Annotated in this window: 13 protein-coding genes; 1 reads left to right on the top strand and 12 read right to left on the bottom strand. The window is 65.8% G+C overall.

Features of this window, described 5'->3' with window-relative positions; translation table 11 throughout:
- Nucleotides 1-396: 396 nt before the first annotated feature.
- Genes ACF8NF_RS12730 through ACF8NF_RS12715 form a run of 4 tightly spaced genes read right to left on the bottom strand, consistent with a single transcriptional unit; the run spans nucleotide 397 to nucleotide 8,133 of the window.
- A complete protein-coding gene (locus ACF8NF_RS12730; protein ID WP_392412011.1) occupies nucleotides 397-924 on the bottom strand; it encodes a hypothetical protein in 528 nt (175 codons plus the stop codon).
- Nucleotides 924-5,714, bottom strand: a complete 4,791-nt coding sequence (locus ACF8NF_RS12725; RefSeq protein WP_392450686.1) for an RHS repeat-associated core domain-containing protein — start codon at nucleotides 5,712-5,714, stop codon at nucleotides 924-926. The genes ACF8NF_RS12730 and ACF8NF_RS12725 overlap by 1 nt, the downstream gene beginning before the upstream one ends.
- A gap of 8 nt (nucleotides 5,715-5,722) precedes the next feature.
- Nucleotides 5,723-6,853: a 3-oxoacyl-ACP synthase gene (locus ACF8NF_RS12720; RefSeq protein WP_353176360.1), complete on the bottom strand. Its 1,131-nt coding sequence runs from the start codon at nucleotides 6,851-6,853 to the stop codon at nucleotides 5,723-5,725.
- Nucleotides 6,850-8,133, bottom strand: a complete 1,284-nt coding sequence (locus ACF8NF_RS12715) for a hypothetical protein (RefSeq protein WP_277848409.1) — start codon at nucleotides 8,131-8,133, stop codon at nucleotides 6,850-6,852. Before ACF8NF_RS12715 ends, ACF8NF_RS12720 begins: the two co-directional genes overlap by 4 nt.
- A 74-nt stretch (nucleotides 8,134-8,207) precedes the next feature.
- Here ACF8NF_RS12715 and ACF8NF_RS12710 point away from each other — a divergent pair, with 74 nt between their 5' ends.
- Nucleotides 8,208-9,200 carry a DUF2169 domain-containing protein gene (locus tag ACF8NF_RS12710; RefSeq protein WP_043790639.1) on the top strand — a complete coding sequence of 331 codons (993 nt, stop codon included), beginning with the start codon at nucleotides 8,208-8,210 and terminating at the stop codon, nucleotides 9,198-9,200.
- Nucleotides 9,201-9,208: 8 nt separating this feature from the next.
- Here the strand turns inward: ACF8NF_RS12710 and ACF8NF_RS12705 are convergent, their stop codons facing one another.
- From ACF8NF_RS12705 to ACF8NF_RS12670, 8 genes are all read right to left on the bottom strand, one after another.
- Nucleotides 9,209-9,658 (bottom strand): hypothetical protein, encoded by a 450-nt coding sequence (locus tag ACF8NF_RS12705; protein ID WP_017405412.1) that lies wholly within the window; start codon nucleotides 9,656-9,658, stop codon nucleotides 9,209-9,211.
- A 10-nt stretch (nucleotides 9,659-9,668) separates the two neighbouring features.
- A complete protein-coding gene (locus tag ACF8NF_RS12700; protein ID WP_074923208.1) occupies nucleotides 9,669-11,963 on the bottom strand; it encodes a type VI secretion system Vgr family protein in 2,295 nt (764 codons plus the stop codon).
- Between the two features lie 121 nt (nucleotides 11,964-12,084).
- Nucleotides 12,085-12,474, bottom strand: coding sequence for a hypothetical protein (locus ACF8NF_RS12695; RefSeq protein ID WP_392450685.1), 390 nt, complete (start codon nucleotides 12,472-12,474; stop codon nucleotides 12,085-12,087).
- 65 nt (nucleotides 12,475-12,539) lie between these two features.
- Nucleotides 12,540-14,810: a S41 family peptidase gene (locus ACF8NF_RS12690; RefSeq protein ID WP_392450683.1), complete on the bottom strand. Its 2,271-nt coding sequence runs from the start codon at nucleotides 14,808-14,810 to the stop codon at nucleotides 12,540-12,542.
- A complete protein-coding gene (tssH, locus tag ACF8NF_RS12685; protein WP_392450682.1) occupies nucleotides 14,807-17,548 on the bottom strand; it encodes a type VI secretion system ATPase TssH in 2,742 nt (913 codons plus the stop codon). The genes ACF8NF_RS12690 and tssH overlap by 4 nt, the downstream gene beginning before the upstream one ends.
- Before the next feature lie 51 nt (nucleotides 17,549-17,599).
- On the bottom strand, nucleotides 17,600-18,136 hold the full coding sequence (locus ACF8NF_RS12680; protein WP_392450681.1) for a hypothetical protein: 537 nt from the start codon (nucleotides 18,134-18,136) through the stop codon (nucleotides 17,600-17,602).
- Between the two features lie 52 nt (nucleotides 18,137-18,188).
- A complete protein-coding gene (locus tag ACF8NF_RS12675; RefSeq protein WP_016446996.1) occupies nucleotides 18,189-18,821 on the bottom strand; it encodes a hypothetical protein in 633 nt (210 codons plus the stop codon).
- Between the two features lie 5 nt (nucleotides 18,822-18,826).
- Nucleotides 18,827-19,660, bottom strand: coding sequence for a hypothetical protein (locus tag ACF8NF_RS12670; RefSeq protein WP_016446995.1), 834 nt, complete (start codon nucleotides 19,658-19,660; stop codon nucleotides 18,827-18,829).

Raw genomic sequence — 19,660 nt, 5'->3', positions numbered from 1 at the left:
AGCTGGCCTGAGCTGCTTCCGTTACGGTGTTCTTCATCCCACCATTCCGACTCCAAGAGGGTCTGAGGTGAAGGCCTGCCGGGCTGGCCTTGGAGTGCGCCTTGCTGGCTGACCTTGTGGGAGGTGAGGAGGCCCATAGCGGCTGGTCAGCGTGCCTTGGGTGCGTTCGATTTCCTGGTGCAGGGCGTCGCGTTCGATGTCACTGAGCACCTGGCCGTCGGCGAGGATCTGGTGCAGGTGGCCCGAGCCGTAGTACAGCCATTGGACGTGTCGGTCCCCGGGCAGCCAGCAGTCCGTGCGGTTGCTCAGTTCGTCGTAGCCGTGTGACAGGCTGCGTTGCCTGATTTAATCAGGCAGCAGCCCCGCGTATCAGTCTGATCATTTTGATAGATTTTATTACACTAATACTTCTCGTGAGTAAACTACAAAATCTCCCTTCTTCCAATTTTTACCACCAATCCATGCGCACGGGAATCCTTGCCTTATATAAACATCTAGCATTTTTTCGAAATATGGATGAGAGTTAGGCATCATCAATCTCGCTTTCGCACATAATATCAGATCTTCATAAATGGCTTCTGATATGTCAGTGATTTCTTGGGGATCCAAAATTTCGCTAATGGCATGTTTTGAGAAATATTCCCTGAGATGGTCAAAATAATTGGTGTTTCCAATTAATTCTATTAATTTTTTCCTTTTCTCATCAAAAGGCGGGGACTCTATTTCTCCGGATGCATCTTCGGTAATGTCAATGATGAAGCGATAAGGTTTTTTTATGTCTTCATCTTGCTGCATATACATCGCTTTATGAATATCTAATATTCGCTCTTCTGAAATTCTATCTGTTGTTTGAAGTAATGGCCCATCTTTCATGAGTTGAAAAATCTCTTGGACATTAATGGGGAAATCATTTTCTGAAATCATTAGAAACCGCCTTTCTTTAATATATCATCCCACAACTTGAAATTAGATCCTTCAGATTTTCTTATTGGAGTGCCCTTCTTCAATTCTTTGTGCAGAAGTTTTTGCATATCACCAAGTCTTTTGGATAGTTTCTTTGGACAGCCGCCGGCAGAAGATATTTCTCTATCAATGGCATCTAGCAGCGCATCACTATATTCGTTGTGACTTCCTCTGTGAGTTGATTTGCCATAATATTTTCCTTTTTTACCGTCAAATTTTCCGGCATATTTAGGTAGATTAATAAGATTTTCAAGAGAATCTTGATCTATGCACTTTAATATTGGGCGTTTTTTGAACAATGCTTGTGGAATTTTGTGATGAGTTTGATGTTTGGGTGCCAACCCTGCGGCCTTATTCATTCTATTTCTATGAGTGCTTAAACCATTTGGGTCAATCCATTCAGTTGGATTGACACCGTATGCATAGAAATTTTCACCGCCAAACAACCCAATCGGATCCTGATGCACAAACCTTCCAACCACAGGATCGTAATACCTGAACCGGTTGTAGTGCAGCCCCGTCTCGCCGTCAAAGTACTGTCCCTGGAACCGTAGCGGTTGCTCCACCAGCGCAAGGCTTTGTACCTCACCCTGGGCGGCCAGGGCCAGCGGGCGCTGGTCGTGGGTGAACACCGCTGCATCGTCCGTGCCGGTGCGCAGGTACTGCAACTGCTGGGTCTGGCCCCAGACCTTGTAGCTGGCGGCCCAGACGATGCGGCCGGTTTCGTCGGTGAGCTCCTGGGGGGCGCCGATCTGGTCGCAGTGGTAGTAGTAGGTGGCAAAGCTGGCTTTGTCCGCTTCTGCCTGTGCGTTGCGGTTTTCCTCGCTCTTCCATTCCGACTCCAGCTTGGCCAGGGGCACGAAGCTGTCAGGCTCGTAGAGGTATTCGCTCAGGCGTGAGCCACGGATTTCCCCGGCGAGCAGGTCGCCGTCGTAGAGGAAGGTGGTGCGCCCGAAGGCATCGTGCTTGTCGATGCGCCGGCCCAGCGCGTCGTAGCGGTAGCGCGTGGTCTGGACGGTGGCGGCAGGCTCTGGCTGCGCATTCGATCCGGCGATCTTCGGTTCGGGCCTGTCGTGGTAGCGCGTGACCGTGGATTCGAGCATCTGGTGCTCGGCGCTGTAGCGAAAGCGCTGCACGGTGTGCCAGCCGATGCGGCGCTCCACGATGTTGCCGTGCAGGTCGTACTGGAAACGCAGGTCCTGGTAGACGGCGAGCCGGTTGGTGGGCACCTGTTCGCGTTCGTTGCTGGTGCCGCCGCTGCTGAGGTCTCCACCACGGTTGGGGTTGAGCAGGTTGCCTGCGGGGTCGAATGTGAAGGTTTCCAGGTTCCGGCCCGAGGTGGGCAATCCACCTGCAGCATTTTTCTGGGCGGCAAGGATGCGGCCCAGGGCGTCGTAACGGTACTGGCTGTCGCCGCGCAGGCCGTCGCGCGTGGCGACGAGGTTGCCTGTGGGGTCGTACTGGTACAGGCGGGCGATGCGCTGGCCGGAGGGCAGGGGAGTGTCCCGGTCCCAGAGGGCCTGGGGTGAAGGCCTGCCGGGCTGACCCTGGAGTGCGCCTTGCTGGCTGACCTTGTGCGAGGTGAGGCGGCCCATGGGGTCCCAGCCATAGCGGCTGGTCAGCGTGCCTTGGGTGCGTTCGATTTCCTGGTGCAGGGCGTCGCGTTCGATGTCGCTGAGCACCTGGCCGTCGGCGAGGATCTGGTGCAGGTGGCCCGAGCCGTAGTAGAGCCATTGGACGTGGCGGCCCCCGGGCAGCCAGCAGTCCGTGCGGTTGCTCAGCGCGTCGTAGGCGTGCCGATAGCTGTAGGTCGCCAGCGCCTGCTCGTCTGCACTGGGCGCCATGTGCACCTGGGTCTCTTCCACCAGCCGCGATAGAGCGTCGTAGGCGAAGCGCACGTGCGCATCGGGGTTGCTGGCATGCAGCATGCGGCCCAGCAGGTCGTAGCCATAGGTGGTGGTTCCTCCGTCTCCATTACCTGCCGCGTCGCTGCCCACGTGGATCTTGGCGACAAGGCGGCCCAGCACATCCCTGCGAAACAGCGTGCGCTTGGGCAGGGCTGCGTCGGGCCGTGGATCGTAGGGCGTGTCCGGGGGCTGGTGGGCATCGCGCTCGTGCAGTTCGGTCAGTTCGCTGGCGGCGTTGTAGCGGTAGCGCTGTATGCGGCCGTCAAAACCGGTTTCCTCGATCAGGTTGTCTGCGGCGTCGTAGGTGAAGCTGGTGACGGCGCCGTTTTCGTTCTGCAGGGCGATGAGCCTGCCCACGGCGTCATAGCGGTAGCGCAGCGTGCCGCCCAGCGCATCGCGGCGCTCCACGGGCTGGTCCAGGCCGTTGTAGGTGTAGCGGGTGATGGCGCCTTGCGGGTCGGTGTAGGAAAGCAGGTTGCTCTGGGGGTCGTAGGCATAGTGATGTTCGGAACCATCGGCGCCCCACATCCGGCGCAGGCGTCCAAGCGCGTCGTGAAGGTAGCGGGTGGTCTGGCCCAGGGCGTCGGTGGAGGCCACGAGGTTGCCCAGGATGTCCCACGCATAGCGCGTGACCTGGCCCGAGCAGTCGGTGTAGGCCACGAGCTGTCCGGCTTCGTCCCACTGCAGATGGCGGGTTTTGCCCAGCGCGTCTTCTATGGCGACGGGCAGGCCGCGCGTGTCGTATTTCCAGCGCGTGGCGTGGCCGAGCGGGTCCAGGCGCTCGACCAGGTTGCCCTGGGCGTCGTAGGCCTGCCGCCAGACATGGCCCAGCGCGTCGGTGACTTCTTCGGGCAGGTTGAGCTGGTTGTACTTGAGGCGGGTGGTGGCGCCCGATGCGTCCGTGACGGCCAGCAGGTTGCCCTGGCCGTCGAATTGCCAGCGGGTGGTGCGGCCCATGGCGTCCCGCGCCTGTTGCGGGTTGCCGGCGGCGTCCATGCGCGTCTCGGATCGGACGGGCTGGCCATCCGGCCCGGGTTCGACGATGGCGACGACCTCATGCCGGGCGTTGTATTCGTAACTGCTGCGCCGGCCCAGGGCGTCGGTGACATGGGTGGTGCGGCGGCCCAGGTCGTAATCGAAGCGGGTGTCCAGCGTGCCGGGCTCGTCGGTCCAGGTCCGCACGACGCGGCCGCCCGCGTCAAGCCGGCTCCATTCCTGGTGGTAGGTGAAGCCGGTGCGGCTGCTGTAGGCCACCATCAGGTGCTGGCGATAGCGATAGTGCGCCACGCCGCCCATGGCATCCGTGGCGGACTGGAGGTTGGCGTGGGCGTCATCCGGGACGTTGCCATCCGTCCCATAGGCATAGCGTGCCAGCAGGCCGCCGACCTGTTCCACGCCGTCGATCACACGGGATTCCAGGTGGATTTCCTGCAGGAGCGGGCCGGAGGGGCCCAGGTCTTCACTCCAGGTGAAGCGCAGCTTGCGGCCAGCGCTGTCGGTCAGTCCCAGCGGGCGGGGCGCGCGGCCATCGATGCCTGTGGCAGTGTAGGCCGGGTAGTGAAGGCTGATGGTGTTGCCATTGCGGTCCACCAGGTGCACCAGTGGCAGACGCCATTGACCGGTGGCCGGGGGGGCGAACAGGTGCCGGGTGCCATCGGCGCTTTCAACGCTCCAGCCGCCTTGCTGGTGGTGGGTGACGGTGATTTTTTCGCGCGGGTCGAAGTGGCTGGTACCTGCGGCAATCACGGGCAGCTGTATGCGGCGCCCGCGGGCGTCGTAGTAGTGCACCGCATCGTGGACCAGCACCAGTTCGGTGGACAGGGGCGTGCTCCATCCCCATCCAAGCCAGCCGGGACGGCGGTCGCTGGAGCGGTAGTACCGCTGCCAGGTCAGGGCCATGGGGCCGGGCAATTCGAAATCCGTGTCGCGCAGGATCTTGGTGCCTGTGGCAAAGATCACGGGATGGCATGTGCCCAGCTCGCAGGTCGGTGGCGTGGCAATGCTTCCCTTGGAGGCGTTATCGATGATATTGCCCTGCGTGTTGGGATTGACGCTGTTGTCCGTGCGCTGTGCCACGGGGTTGCGGCGCGACTTGGCGCGCTGGGCGATCTTGCCCAGGACAAAGCCGATGGTGATGGCGGCCACGCCATCGGCGATCACTTCGGCGATCTGGTCGATTTTCTCGTCGGTCAGGGGCGGTGTCAGCAGCTCCTGGATTTCCTGGGCGAGTTCGGCGACTTGCTCGGCCGCCTGGGCCATGGCGGCCCCTCCGACGACGAGGTTGACGCCGGGAATGAGCTTGCCCACGAGCTTGAGGGCGGGCCCGATCAGCGCGCTGGGATCGGTCAGGCTTTCTCCAAGGGCCGACAACTGGCCGGAGAAGGCGCCCGGCAGCTTTTCGATCACCTTCTGCGCCAATTGGTCATAGGGACCGGGCAGCGCCTTCATGGCAAGGCGCATGGCCCAGCCAGGATTGATGACCATGGCGTTGCTTTTGGTCGTGTCGAAGGACCGCACGCTGCCCCGGCTCTCGAACTTGGTATCGCTGCTGTAGCTGGTGGGCTCGGCCGCGCCGCCGACAACGCCAGAACGCACGCCCGCGATACCACCGAGCTTGTCGGGCGTGGCGGGTATGGACTCGAAGCGGCTGCCGGCAACGGCCACGGGGTGCCCATCGATCTTGAGCGTGGCCGTGCCGTTCTTCAGGCCCGGGCCATGGGCCATGTTGAGGATGGGAACCGGTGGTCCCTGGGGCTTGGGAAAGACGGGGTTGATCGGGCCAGGAATCATGGCCGGATTGCGGCCTTCGTGGATGGCGCGGCGGTCGTTGACGTAGGTGGCCATGGATGGACTCAGGACTCTTGGGAAATGGAGGATTGGCGCCGCCCGGCTGCGGAAGATCTTCCTGCCGTGCGGGCATGGCGATTCCAGGTGGCGCTCCAGGCGGCCACGCGGGTGTTCAGCCCGGTGACCGTGAGCAGGCCTGCGTGGCCTGCCAGGGGCGACGGCATGACGGGGTGCGTCAGCCACTGGCGCATCTCATGGAACAGGCTGAGCATGAGAGGCGCCCAGGCCGCGCCCATTTGACCAAGCAATGCTGCCGGGTCCTGGGCTTGCGGCAGGCCGCCCTGTGACGCCAGCGCCGCGGAGAGGCTGGCCAGCTCTGCGCCCCGCCATGCCGAGCCATCCATGTCGGACCAATAGGAGTGCAGGGCGTTGACCGGCATGTGCGCTGCCTTCAGCGCACCGTGGCTGGCCTCGATCAGTGCGCGGCCATCGGGCAGGGTGTCGCTGTCCAGGCGTGAGCGTGGCTCGTCTGCAAAGAATGGTGGATAGACCGTGACGAAATCTGCAGTGGCCGGCTTGCGGGACAGCCGTACAAATGCTGCGCCTTCCGAGGCAATGAAGCCTTCGCAGACGCCGTTGACCTTGGCCCAGCGACGCTGGTAGAGCACGTCCGCGATCTCCGTGTCCACGAAGCTGTCCACTCCGCCGATGATCACTTCGGGCACCGAGGGGTTGTCGTGCATGAAACGATAGGCCTGCGACAGCGCATCGGCGCCTGCCACTGCGCCGCCCGGGTAGACCTTGATGGGCAGGAACTCTGCGGCGAGGTCCAGTGCGCGGGGAAGCTCCAGTGCGAATCGGCCGGCGTCTATCCAGCCCGGCAGTTCAGGCAAGGAGTCGGGCAGTGCCACGAAGAGGGGGATGGGGCGTTGCAGCGGCCAGCCTGCGGCAGGCGCCGGCTGGCCGCGCAAGGCTTCGTGCAGGGCAGGGGCTGCGAGCCGGATCAGGCGTTCCGTTCCTTTGCAGGCTGCATCAATGGCTTGCACCCGGGATACGGTGGCACGGTGCTCGGCCTGACCGGTGATGGCCTGCCGGGTAAAGCTCGACTGGCGTGCAGTGAAGCCGCAGCCGGTCTGCCAGGCCCGGGTCCCGATGGGGGTGCATGCACCAGTGGCCGCGATGACGAGAGGGTTCATGGTTGTGCCCTGCCGATGTTGAATGCCGCACGTTCGATCACGGAGGCCGTGCTGCAGGCCAGGGCCTGAACGACGGCCAGATCGTCGGCCTCGATCCACAGCGCTGCGCCCACGCGTGAGAGGTGTTCCAGATAGAGCAGGTGGCGCAAGGGCGCGCCTACCATGGCCACGGCCTCCTGCAGAACCACTTGCGTGCGGGGGCGTCCGAGACGCAGGGCCGGCCCTGACAGAGGAAGTGCGGCCAAAGCGGCGTCGATGGTGGCGGAGCGGCCCGATGCCTCGTGACCCAAGTCAAAGGCAATGTCGGCGGGTTCTCCTGTGAGCAGGGCCGTGGCGTCAGCCAGGGTGCGGCATGCCTCTTCGTCGTCCCAGGCCGTATGGGCAGCGAGCTGGCGAAGCAGGGGAACGTCTCCCACAAGTGAGGCCGCATATACCTGCAGGCCCCAGGGCATTTGGGGATGCCGGCCTTCCCGCAAGGCGCTTGCCAGCGCATGTCCATCCCTGGCGGCCAGCAGGGCCAAGGCCACGGTGGAATGCGGCATCCGGGCCAAAAGAGTGCGTGCCACAGGCGTTTCCTGCCGGCTGCCCATGAGCGCCAGCGCCAGCAAGGCGGCCTGCGCATCGCTGTCTTGTTGCGTGGCTGCGATGGCCTTGGTTTCATCGCCACGCCCGGTGCATCGCCAATCACACAGGGCCGCCAGGCCGCCCGGTAGACCGGATGTCCATGCAGAGATGGCTTGTGCGAATTCGTCGCTGACAGCCGGCCGGGAAATTGCGAGGCGCTGGAGCAACTGTGCCAATGGCGCGCTCTGCCTGTGCTGTCCCTGGGAGAGCAGCCAGGTGAAGTATTCGGCGACGGTGTTGTCGAAGCAAAACCGCATGGCGTTGAATACCGCGTTCGGCTGGGCCTGGAGATGGGCTCCCAGCGTTCGCTCCAGCCCATCGTGAATGTGCTTGCGTTGCAGGTGCAGGGCTTGCAGGCAGGCCAGCGCGAAGATGCGGGAGGGCTCATCCAGGATTTCAGCGCCAGCTGTTTCGATGGCCTGCTGGCAGGCATGGTCCAGCTCGGGTGCGTGCATCAGGTGCTGCTTCAGGCCGCTCAGCGCCTGCACGATGCTGTCGTCGAACACGGCAAATGCGTCGGGGCGCGACGCGGGACGCTGCAGCAAATGGGAGCGGCGCCAGTACTGGGTTACCAGGGTCCGGGCCATGCGCGCTGCCGGCTGGGCCGACACAGGAATGTCGATGGCTCTGGGAATGGGAAGGTCGATGACGGTCATGATGAAAAGAGCCTGGCAGCCCCCTCGGAAAGAGAATGCATGGGGGACAATGCGCCCCAGGAGGAACCCAAGCGATGCTGGACAATCTGACGCCGTTTGCTGCGGAAATACTGCCGGGACATGGGGCCGACGGCACCCTGTGCTCCACCGTGGTGATCAAGGCCACGCTGGATTTCGAAGGGCGCGCGGTGGCCCAGGGCAATGCAGTACCTGTGTTTCGCGGCGATGAGTTCTTTGGCGCGGAGGGACCCATTGGTGTGGTACGCCACGAGGCCGATATCGCTCCGCACAAGTCTCGGGTGGATGTGCTGTTCAACGGCTATGCCTACGCTCCTGGTGGCAAGCCCGCTGCCCACTTCGATGCGGGTCTGGCCGTGGGCGGTGAAAGCCGCGTCATAAGAGTCTTTGGCAAGCGGGTCTGGCGCCGACGCCTGGGAGTGCTGCCCCTGGCACAGGAGGTGGAGCCCGCCTTGAAAGTCCCTGTTACCTATAACCTTGCCTTCGGGGGAGCGGATGCCGAAAAGCCGGAGGTATTCCACGGAGCCAATCCGATCGGAGCAGGCTTCAGTGCAGGACTGCCCCGGGAAGGCGAGCCCATGCATCAGCTCGAATGGCCTGACGATCCGGTTCGCTCTGCAGTCGACCGGGTTTCGCCGGCCGGCTTCGGCTGCATAGGCCGTAGTTGGTTGCCGCGTCGCGCCCTCTGGGGCAGCTATACGGGCAAGGAGGTTGACGCATCGCCAGGCCTTCTCACGCGCATGCCGGCTTCGTTTGATCCCGCCGCGTGGAATTGCGCCCATCCCCGGATGCAGTTCAGGCGCGAGCAGGTGCAGCCAGGAACGAAGATCGCCTGGATGAACCTGAGCGCGCAGGGCATGGGCACTACCGTCGTGCCTGCGATCCGGCCGCAACTGAGCTGGGTGCTCCGCGGTGAACGTGGCACTGCACGCCCGGAATTCGACACGCTGATCATCGAGCCCGAGCATGGGCACCTGATCCTCATATGGCGACACACGCTTGCCGCGCATGTGCTCAGTGGTCTTGAAAGTGTTCAGATCCATCTCTGAGCCAGCCTTCAATTGATGCGGACTTCGGCCGCGTCCAGATCAAGCAGATCCCGCGCATCTTGCTCAATCGTTAATGCCACCAGGCGAGCAAGCCCCTGGGCCGTGAGTTTCAGCGTGGCCTGCCCGCAGGCCAGCGTGATGCAGTCCTGCGACTGTAGGTGGATGCTCCTTTGTCCCCATGGCGCCGTGGGTGCGGGTGAGAGCACTGCGGTGATCGTGGCACGCCCCGTCGGCTGGACTGCCAGCAAAACCTCATCTCCCGGAACCAGAACCGGCAGCAGCACGCCCGCAGGCGCTTGCACCGAAAGTGCGGGATCGTGCGTGTACGCCACCAGATAGAGGTCTTGCCCCAGTACCTCGACGACCTGCCCGGCCAGGAGCTGTACGTTGGACGGCAGGCGTTGCGCCTCATCGACGTCGGATGGCTTGGCAGGAAGGCGTTTTTGTGCGATTGCCATGGGATTTCCTTCAAGCGGGGTTGATGTGGCTGTCAGGGGAGGAAACGGTCACCTTGGAGCTGCCGCTGATGGAGATCGTCTGTCCGTTGACCTGCACGGTGCCGTCGCTGGTCATGCGCAACACGGCCTTGCCGCACTTGATTTCGATGGCGTCACCCACGGTGATGGCCATTTCCTTGCCTACCGTGATCGTCTGCACCTCGCCCACGGTGGTGGCGGAGTTCTTGCCGACCGTCGCCGTATGGTTGTCGGCCGTGTCGTCGGTGCGGTTCTTGCCCACGCTGGTGGACTGGTTCTGACCCACTGAAACACTGCGGTTCATGAGCACCGTCGTGCTCTGGCTCAGCCCCACATTCACCACCATGGCCGCGCCCACGTTGACGTTGTAGGCGGCGCCGATGTTCACCATCTTGGCCAGGCCCACGTTCTGCATGTAGGCCAGTCCGATGGTCTCTGTCTTGAAGCTGCCCACCTTGATCGACCAGTTGTTGCCGATCTTGTCCTTCTCGTTGCGGCCTATGGTCTTGCTGCGGTTCTTGCCGATGGAGATGTTCTCGTCGATGCCAACGTCTTCATTGCGGTTGTCGCCGATGCTGATCTTCTCGTTGTGGTCCACACGCTCCGTGCGGTTGTTGTGCACGGTGATGGTCTCGTCGCGGTCCACGGTCTCGGTGCGGTCCCGGTGGATGACGTTGGTCTCGTCCCGGTCGATGGTCTTGCGCCGGTCGTTGCCCACCCATTTGTCCTCGTCGTTCTCCACTTCGGTGAGCTGGTCCTTCTGCGCGTGCAGCCAAAGCTGCTCTTGCCCAGCCTTGTCCTCGAAGCGGATGGCGTTGGCGTCGCCCTGGCCGTTCTTCGTGCCCGCGCCCGGGGCGCCGCCCTTGCTCGACCGGGTCTTGATGCCCGATTGCGTGGCGTTGGCCGGCAGTGCCCAGGGCGGCATGTTGGCCGCGTTGTAGACGCAGCCCATGACGATGGGGTGGTCAGGATCCCCGTTGAGGAAGTCCACGATGACTTCCATGCCGATGCGCGGGATGTGCACGGCGCCAAAGCCCGGCCCGGCCCAGCTGGTGGCCACGCGCATCCAGCAGCTGGAGTTCTCGTTCATGCCGCCGATGCGGTCCCAGTGGAACTGCACCTTGACGCGGCCGTACTGGTCGCACCAGATCTCTTCGCCTGCGGGGCCGACAACGACGGCGGTCTGCGGGCCCGTGGTGCGCGGTTTGGCGGTGATGCGCTGGGGCTTGAAGGGAAGGCTGGTGGGCTGGGCCTGGAGCACGAATTTCTGCACCGAGCCTTCGCCGCTGCCGCCGTCGCTGACGCGCGGGTTCTCCTCGAAGGCATAGTCGACCGCCGTGACCAGGTAGGTCTGGTTCTGGTCGCCGCGCGGATAGTTGTCCAGCGTGAAGGTGTAGCCCGGCGCCATGGCGCGGTGGTTGGAGCGGCCCTGCACCGTGCTCTGGCGCGTGAGGCTTTGCTGCAGGCGCACGCGGATGTAGTCCTCGCCGTCGCCGGTCTCGGTGTAGCCGCCCGGCCATTCGTAGATCTCGTAGGCGTCGTGCGCGTGGCCGGGCGGGTTGCGGCGCATGTTGGACAGCTCGGCGCGGGGCTTCTTGAAGTCGTAGTCGTCGTTGTAGTGCCGGCCAGGCTTGACGCGCTGGTGCAGTTCCCAGGCGTGTATGCATTCCTCGCGCGCCACGGCGGCCTTGCCCGGCGGGTGGAAGGGGATGACGGCGCCGCCCTGCAGCGGGTCGTGCGAGGCGATGACATCGTCGCCCAATGTCAGCACATGCTGGCCCGCGCTGTGCTGGTGGTAGTAGCAGATGCCCTCGTGCTCCATGAGGCGCGAGACGAACTGGAAGTCCGTCTCGTTGTACTGCACGCAGTACTCCCAGGTGCGGTAGGAGCGCGTCAGGCGCTGCTGCATGGGGTGGCCGTAGATGCCCAGGACCTCGTTGATGATGTCCGGCACCGTCTTGTTCTGGAAGATGCGGAAGTCGCTGCGGCGCGTGGCCAGCCACAGCCAGGGCGACAGGCGTGCGCGGTACAGGAAGTTGCGGTGCTCGTCCTGGCCGCGCATGCCAAAGGCAGTGACCAGGCCGTCGATGTAGCGCTTGCCGCCGTCCTGGGTCTCCACCACCACGGTGGCGCCCTTGCCCAGCAGGGCCTTGGGGTCGATGCTGTCGTCCTCGCTGAGCAGGTCGATCTCCAGGGCGAACAGATGGCTGATTTCCTCGCGACCCTGCAGCCGGCGCAGCTGCAGCTGGTCTGCCAGGGGGGTGTTGATGGTGACTCTGCGTGTCATGGTGTCGGATCTCGCGGTGCTTGGGGTGGAAGAGGGGTCGGGGCTTCAGGCCTGGATGGCAGGGCCTGGGTGCGCCGGTCGATGAAGGGCTTGCATGGGGTGGCTGGAAGGTCCTTTGCTGCTATAGGGCTGCGTACACCAGTCCCGGACGGGCGCCGTCGGCGTCATCCTGGGCGCCATCCATGACAGGGGCGCTGTCGAAGGACTGGCCCAGCGCAACGAACTGGTAGTTGCCGCGCCGGTCGGTGAAAACCGCCAGGCCGCCCGGCGTCAGGGCTACGTTGAACCAGTCGTTGTCGGTTCTGGGCTGGTCCGGGTCCAGCGAGCCTGGCCAGCTCCGGGCCAGCACGCTGCCGGCCAGGCTCGCCTGGTTCAACGCCCGGGGCTGCCGGCCATCCGCGCCATACAGCCGCAGCTCCCCGGTGGCTTCGACCTTAACTGGCGTAGCGAGGGCAACCCGCATCTGGTCGGTGCTGGACGAGCAGCCCGCTGCCAGCGCGCTGGCAGCCATGACTGCACAAGTCACGAAACGGGCGGGGGTCAGGTGCGGTGGCATGGCGGCAAGGGCTTGTGGGTCTAGCGCGACGCCTGCGCGGTGCGGCTGCGATCCAGGTGGAGCACGGCGGCGTCCAGCAGCGGGTCGCCGCCGGCCTGGATGGAGGCGGTGAAGGCCGCGTCCACGGGCACGCGCAGGCGCGGGGTCACGCCTTGGGCCTGTGCGGCGGGGTTGTTGCCGCCAGAGGGGCCGGTTTCTGCGAGCAGGGGGACTTGCACGATGAAGCCGGCCGGCAGGTGCACGCGCGTGGCGGGGCCGGTGGCGCCAGCCGTGGCGCTGGTGGCGACGATGTCGGCACGCTGGCTGTGCTGCAGCCAGGCGGCGAACAGTTCGCAGGGGCCTGCGCAGCCCGGGCCGGTGAGCACGGCGATGGGGGCCGTGAAGGGCGTGCCCGAGGCGGCCAGCGGCAGCTGGGCCGGCAGGCCCAGGCCGCCACGGCTGCGCCAGACGCGGGCGGCGGGGTCGAACAGGCGCTGGGCGGCGTCCTTCATGCGCAGCGGCTTGTCGCGTGTGTAGAGCGAGGCCAGCATGTGGGGCAGCAACTGGTAGGCGTCGTCGCCCCGGTGGGCGCGCAGGTCGATGACCAGGCCCGTGACCCTGGCCTGGGTGGCTGCGGCCAGGGCGCCCTCCCAGCGGCTGAGCTGGCCGGTGGCGCCGTCGGCAAAGCTGTCGAGGGCGATGTAGGCCAGGTTGCCGCCCTGGGCGCTGCGCAGCAGGAAGGAGGCGAGGGCGGGCTCGGCCGCAGGCAGGGCCGTGGTTGCGGCGGGGGCGGCGTCCAGGCGCAGGGTCTGCTCCTGGCTGGCCGGAGGCGCGCCGGCTGCGGTGCGCAGGCTCAGCGTGGCGGGCGTGCCCAGGTCCAGCGCCAGCAGGTCGGCGCGGCGGGCGTCGGCACCGGCGCGCAGCGAGGCGGGGGCAATGCGGTCCAGGTAGCGTGCCGGGCTTTCCCCTTCGATGGCGAGGATGTCGCTTCCGGGCTGCAGGCCCGCCTTGGCGGCGGCAGAGCCTGGCGCCACGCTGGTGATGGCGATGCGGCCGTCCTCGCGCAGCCAGGTGCGTGGCATGGGCAGGTTGACGCTGCCGCGTGCCAGCAGCTGCGGGGACAGGCCCCGGTCTGAGCGGGCAGGCCAGGCCTGGCCGCCGGGCAGCAGAACGCGGTACTGGCCATCGCCCAGGCGCTGGCCCATTTCTGCCAGGGCCTGGGCCTGCGCGGCGCTGTCGCCGCGCTCGGCGGCGGTCTGCAGGCGCTGGCCGTAGTCGGCACGCAGCTTGCCGGCATCAAAGCCGCTGGCAGCGGCCAGCGGGTGGCGCTCGGCAATGAGGCCGATGAGGGCCTGGGCCGCATCGCCTGCGCCCAGGCGGGACAGGTCGATGTCCTGCGCGGGCTGGACGGCATGGAAGGCCAGGGCGATTTCCCGGGCACGGTCGAAGCGCAGGCCCTGCGGCTCCAGCGTGACCACGGTGTAGCCGCGCGGCAGGGTGACCATGGGATCGTCGGCGGTGAACAGGCGTCCGTCGGCGCCAAAGCCGGAAGGGAAGCGCTGCGTGGCATCGCTGGCCCAGACCAGCAGCTTGCCGCCCGTGGGCTCCAGGATGTCGCCGCTTTGGCGCGGCCATTCGGTGCGCACCGAGCTGGCGCGCAGCATGGCGTGCTGCTCTATGGCGTCCAGGCTGCGCCGGCCCGAGCGCTGGGGCACGTCGGCATGGACGGACAGGGCGAAGATGCGCACGCCCCGGCCCCCGGGGCGGGCTCGGCCGGTGGACAGGTCATAGGTCGTGCCGTCGGGGTCGCCGGGCAGTTCGATGGCCACGCCGGTGCTGTCGCCGCGCGGCAGGGCCAGCCATTGCGACTTGGCCGGCGCCACATGGGCGGCCTGGCGCTGCACGAGGTACGGCCCCTGGTCCATGAGCGCGACCACGGCCTGGCCGCGCCGGGCGCTGTCCGTCCAGGCGTCGCCCAGCACGGCCATGACGCGGCGTGGGCCGCCCTGGTCGTCCTGCACGGGGGCGGCGCCGGAGGGCGGCGACTGTGCCGCCTCGGGCTGGGCCTGGTTGCGGTCCCACCAGGCACGGGCCTCGTTGGCGGCACCGGTGGCCGCGTTGGTGGCCGTGCTGGCCGCGCTGCGGCCGGCCTCCAGCGCCTGTTGGCCGGCCGTGGCGGCGCCCGAGGCCCGCTGCACGGTGTCGGCCGCCTGGCCGATGGCGCCCAGGTCCAGCGCCTGCGCAGCCGGGGCGGCCAGCAGCGCGGCTGCGATCACTGCCGTGGCGGCGCGTGGCAGGCGGTGCCTTCTCATGCCGGCTCCGCAGCGCGGGTGCGCACGTCCAGCGTGAAGTCGTCGCCGCTGGCGCCGGCATGCAGGCTTTGCAGTTCCTGGCCTTGCACGGTGGCCTGCAGGAAGTGGGCAGCCATGCGCGGCAGCAGGTTCTGGGTGAGGATGCCGTCCACCATGCGCGCGCCCGATTCGACCTCGCTGCAGCGGCGGCGCACCAGGTCCACGGCGGCTTCATCGAAGCTGAACTGCGCGCCGTGGCGTTCCTCGATGCGCCGCTGGATGCGCAGCATCTGCAGCCGGATGATCTGCTCCAGCATGGCGTCGGAGATGGGGTAGTAGGGCACCACCGTCAGGCGGCCCAGCAGCGCGGCAGGGAAGGTCTGCAGCAGCGGCTGGCGCACGGCCTGGGCCAGGCCTTCGGGCGTGGGCGCCAGGTCCGGGTCGCGGCACATGCTGGCGATCAGGTCCGAGCCCACGTTGGAGGTCAGGATGATGACGGTGTTCTTGAAGTCGATGTAGCGGCCCTCGCCGTCTTCCATCCAGCCCTTGTCGAAGACCTGGAAGAACATCTCGTGCACGTCGGAGTGGGCCTTCTCGATTTCGTCGAGCAGGACCACGCTGTAGGGGCGGCGGCGCACGGCCTCGGTGAGCACGCCGCCTTCGCCGTAGCCCACGTAGCCGGGCGGCGCGCCCTTGAGGGTGGAGACGGTGTGCGCCTCCTGGAACTCGCTCATGTTGATGGTGATGAGGTTTTGCTCGCCGCCATACAGGGCTTCGGCCAGGGAGAGGGCGGTTTCCGTCTTGCCCACGCCTGAGGGACCGGCGAGCAGGAAGACGCCGATGGGCTTGCCCGGATCGTCCAGCCGCGCGCGGGAGGTCTGGATGCGGCGCGTGATGGCCTCCAGGCCGTGGCGCTGGCCGATGACGCGCTTCTCCAGCGTGTCTGCCAGCGAGAGCACGGACTGCACCTCGTCGCGCACCATGCGGCCCACGGGAATGCCGGTCCACTCGGCCACGACGGCGGCGACCACGCCGGCATCGACCACGGGCTGCAGCAGCGGGGAATCGCCCTGCAGCTCGGCGAGCTGGCGGCGCAGCGCTTCCAGCGAGGCCACGCTGGGGGGCTCGGCAGGTTCGGTTGCGGTGGCTTCGGCGGCCGTTTCCGGCGCCGCAGCGGACGGGTCTGCGGCGGCACCGGTGGAGAAGACGGGCGGCTTCAGTCCCATGAGGGCGGCCTCGGTTTCCAGGATGCGGCGGGCCAGCGCGCTTTCCTGGCCAAAGCGCTCGGCCAGCGTGGCCTGGCGGTCGCGCAGGCTGGCCAGGTCGGTTTCCAGCGCCTGCAGGCGCTCGGCCGTGGGCAGGCCGAGGGCGGCCTCCCGCAGCAGCACTTCCTGCTCCACGCCCAGGGCCTCGATGCGGCGCTGCACGGCTTCCAGCTGGGCGGGCGTGGCATGCAGGGCCATGGCCACGCGCGAGCAGGCCGTGTCCAGCAGGCTGACGGCCTTGTCGGGCAGCTGGCGAGAGGGAATGTAGCGGTGCGACAGGCTGACGGCCGCGGCCACCGCGTCTGCGGCAATGCGCACCTGATGGTGGTTTTCCAGCTTGGCGGCCACGCCGCGCAGCATGTCCACGGCGCGGGGCTCGTCGGGCTCGTGCACCTGCACCAGCTGGAAGCGGCGGGTCAGGGCCGGGTCTTTTTCGATGTATTTCTTGTACTCGGCCCAGGTGGTGGCGCCGATGGTGCGCAGCGTGCCGCGCGCCAGGGCGGGCTTGAGCAGGTTGGCGGCATCGCCGGTGCCGGCCTGGCCGCCCGCGCCCACCAGGGTGTGGACTTCGTCGATGAAGAGCACGATGGGCGTGGTGCTGGACTGCACGGCGTCCAGCAGGCCGCGCAGGCGGTTCTCAAACTCGCCCTTCATGCTGGCGCCGGCCTGCAGCAGGCCCACGTCCAGCACGCGCAGCTCCACGCCCTGCAGCGGCGGCGGCACATCGCCCTGGGCGATGCGCAGGGCCAGGCCTTCGACCACGGCGGTCTTGCCCACGCCGGCCTCGCCCACCAGGATGGGGTTGTTCTGGCGGCGGCGCAGCAGGATGTCCACCATCTGGCGCACTTCGTCGTCGCGGCCGGTGACGGGGTCCAGTTCGCCCGCCTTGGCGCGGGCCGTCAGGTCCACCGTGTACTGCTGCAGCGCACCGCCCTGGCCGGGTGCGGCGCCCGTGGCCTGGCTCGCTTCGCCCGGCGTGCCTTCCAGCCCGCTGCCATCGGCCGCGCGCATGCGTGCCTCGGGCGAGTCGGGCAGCAGGCGGGCGAAGGCATCGCTGAGCGCGGGCTCGGAGATCTTGTCGAATTCGCGCGAGATGGAGCGCAGCTCATTGGCCAGCGAGCGCGTGCGCACCATGCCCGACAGCAGATAGGCGCTGCGGATCTGGCTGTCGTTGAACATCAGCGTGGCATAGACCCAGCCGCGCTCGATGGCGGTCTCTATGTGCTCGGAGAAGTCGCTGATCGAGGTGGCGCCGCGCGGCAGCTGGTCCAGGCGGCGCAGCACATCGGCGGCCAGGCGGTCGGAGGCGATGTCGAAGTGGCGCAGGATGCGGATCAGGTCGCAATCGTTTTCCTGCAGCAGCTGGTGCAGCCAGTGCACCAGCTCCACATAGGGATTGCCGCGCAGCTTGCAGAACACGGTGGCGCCTTCCAGCGACTTGAACAGCAGCGGGTTGAGCTTGCCGAAGAGGGATTGGCGGCTGATTTCTGTCATGGGTCTTGGGTGCTTAAAAAGAAGGGATCAATGGGCGGTAGGAATTGCCGGCTAGCGTTGGGGGCGGACTTCGACCTTGCGGCCCTTGGCCTGGCACTGCGCCAGCAGCCGGTCGACCCAGGCGCGTTCGACGAGGAAGCTGCTGCCGGTGATTTCCTGCGCCGTTTCACGGACGCCAGTGGCCAGGCGGATGGATTTGTTGCGCGCCATGCCTTCGCCGTGCTCCTCGGCCTCCTGCGGCGTTGCATGTGCCGGGGCCAACAGCGAGCCCAGGCTGAGAATCTCGCCGCCGTCTTGCCAGATCATCCAGACGAAGGGGCTTGGATCTTCGGGCGGCGCGGAGCGCTGCTGGACAAAGCAAAAGTGCTGACGCCTTCCCGCCAAGGAGGTGTCTGCGTACTGCAGCTTGAGTCGAAGGTAGGCGCGCAGTACGGCAGGCGAAGGGATGCTGGCCTTGACGGGACGTGAGAAGTCGTCAGGAGGGAGACCCTGGGAGGTTGCTGGCGCAGGGCTGCCGTTGTCTGCCGCAGCATTGGCCTGAGCCAGGACTGTTGCGGGCAGGGCCAGCGCAGCCACCAGACAGGCCATCCGGCACATCCGGCTGGGCGGCAACCAGGATTGGTGGAGATGCGGCATTCGGCTATCGGGCAGGAGCCACTTTGATGGTGCGGCCCTTGGCCTTGCACTGCGCCAGCAGCAGGTCCACCCAGGCACGCTCGACGAGGATGCTGCTGCCGGTCGTTTCCTGCGCCGTTTCACGAACGTCGGTCGCGAGGTGGATGGCCTTGGCTTCGGCCAAGGCATCTCCGTCCCATTGCGCTTCATCCGGCGATGGTTTGGCGGTGAAGCGGCGCTGCCCCAGATTGGCGATCTGGCCGCCTTCCAGCCAGACCATCCAGACCGATGAGCGCGCAGGGGTTACGGTGCGGTTGTGCTGCTGCACGAAGCAAAAGTGCTGCCTGCTCTGGGCTTTCTGGGTGTTGTTGGCTTCGTCCTTGGCTTGCAGATAGTTGCGAAGGGCCGCAACCGATGCCACGTAGTGAGAGGCCGGGCGCGAGAAGTCGGCGGCCGCGGCGTGTTTTGGTGCGGCATCGGCTGTGTCTGCCGGTGCTGCAGCGACAGCGTGCCAACTTGCGACTGCGAGGAGGGTCAGGCACGCTGCCCGTGCGAGACCGACCGAGACGCTGGCCGGCTTGGCAAGGGCAGGCATTGCGCAATGGCCGTGGTGGCTGGGGGAGCCCAGTCGCTGGAGGGCTTGTTGAAGTTCAGGCATGGGCTTCAGTCCTTCTTGCGCAAGCGGGTATGGGTGTAGAACGTGTTGCCGGACAGGGTCTTGTGTTCGCGGAATTCGGGGCCTGGCTGGGGGGCTTCAGTGGTTTTCCAACCGAAGAGCCCTGTGGATGTGGGGTCCGGGGGCACTGGCGCCTGGGCGATGTCGATGGCGGCCTGCACAAAATCCAGATAGGCCTTGCGCTGCGGGTGAAGGCCGTTGTTGGCGTTCTGGAGATACTTTTGAAGGTTTCCTGCCATTTCGGATGGCAGCGTGGGATACAGGTTGAACCCGTGGAACTGGACCGATCCACGGTCGTTTGCCATGACGATGTCTTTTTCGCTGGTGGCGCCACGTGCCATGAAATCCCCGGGATTCGGGCTCTTGAGGCGGTTTTCGATCACGCGCCGCATCCATTGCATGGAAGTCCGAATGTCTTCAATTCGCCAGCTTGAGCCACCGAGTGCGGGCGAGGTGTTCTCCGCCAGGAACAGCCTTGCCAGCATCCCCTCCGTCGTGCTCTCTGCAGGCAGCGAAATGCTTTTCTCCACCTGCACGGTGATGGCTGCGGGCATGACGCTGAGCCCGCTTCCCTGCACCGCCACGATGCTGAGCTTGGTGAGCCCGGGCTGCTGCGCCACGAAGTCGAATTGCCAGCTGTCGGCGCGGGCGTTGTGTACGGGGGGCTGGGCCGCAAGAATGCTGGGCGCATCGATCCTGGCGCCCAGCTTGTAGGTCTTGGCGACGGCCTCGATCTTGACGCGCAGGCGGTTGCCTTCGACCAGCGTCAGCGTGGAAGGAACCGGTGCGTTGTGCGGGAACTTGATCTGTACGGTGGGCAT

The sequence above is a fragment of the Delftia sp. WSY_22 genome (genome assembly GCF_043104185.1).
In the GTDB taxonomy this organism is placed as follows: Bacteria; Pseudomonadota; Gammaproteobacteria; order Burkholderiales; family Burkholderiaceae_C; genus Comamonas; species Comamonas tsuruhatensis.
Note: the sequence above shows the minus strand (reverse complement) of the source record. Positions and strands in the feature narration are given on the sequence as shown.

Excerpts from the sequence above, each read along its gene's own strand:
- ACF8NF_RS12720 (WP_353176360.1), bottom strand. The coding sequence starts at position 6,853 with ATGAACCCTCTCGTCATCGCGGCCACTGGTGCATGCACCCCCATCGGG.
- ACF8NF_RS12670 (WP_016446995.1), bottom strand. The coding sequence starts at position 19,660 with ATGCCCACCGTACAGATCAAGTTCCCGCACAACGCACCGGTTCCTTCC.
- ACF8NF_RS12695 (WP_392450685.1), bottom strand. The coding sequence starts at position 12,474 with ATGGCTGCCAGCGCGCTGGCAGCGGGCTGCTCGTCCAGCACCGACCAG.
- ACF8NF_RS12700 (WP_074923208.1), bottom strand. The coding sequence starts at position 11,963 with ATGACACGCAGAGTCACCATCAACACCCCCCTGGCAGACCAGCTGCAG.
- ACF8NF_RS12725 (WP_392450686.1), bottom strand. The coding sequence starts at position 5,714 with ATGGCCACCTACGTCAACGACCGCCGCGCCATCCACGAAGGCCGCAAT.
- ACF8NF_RS12680 (WP_392450681.1), bottom strand. The coding sequence starts at position 18,136 with ATGGCCTGTCTGGTGGCTGCGCTGGCCCTGCCCGCAACAGTCCTGGCT.
- ACF8NF_RS12730 (WP_392412011.1), bottom strand. The coding sequence starts at position 924 with ATGATTTCAGAAAATGATTTCCCCATTAATGTCCAAGAGATTTTTCAA.
- ACF8NF_RS12690 (WP_392450683.1), bottom strand. The coding sequence starts at position 14,810 with ATGAGAAGGCACCGCCTGCCACGCGCCGCCACGGCAGTGATCGCAGCC.
- ACF8NF_RS12715 (WP_277848409.1), bottom strand. The coding sequence starts at position 8,133 with ATGACCGTCATCGACCTTCCCATTCCCAGAGCCATCGACATTCCTGTG.
- ACF8NF_RS12705 (WP_017405412.1), bottom strand. The coding sequence starts at position 9,658 with ATGGCAATCGCACAAAAACGCCTTCCTGCCAAGCCATCCGACGTCGAT.
- ACF8NF_RS12675 (WP_016446996.1), bottom strand. The coding sequence starts at position 18,821 with ATGCCTGAACTTCAACAAGCCCTCCAGCGACTGGGCTCCCCCAGCCAC.
- tssH (WP_392450682.1), bottom strand. The coding sequence starts at position 17,548 with ATGACAGAAATCAGCCGCCAATCCCTCTTCGGCAAGCTCAACCCGCTG.
- ACF8NF_RS12710 (WP_043790639.1), top strand. The coding sequence starts at position 8,208 with ATGCTGGACAATCTGACGCCGTTTGCTGCGGAAATACTGCCGGGACAT.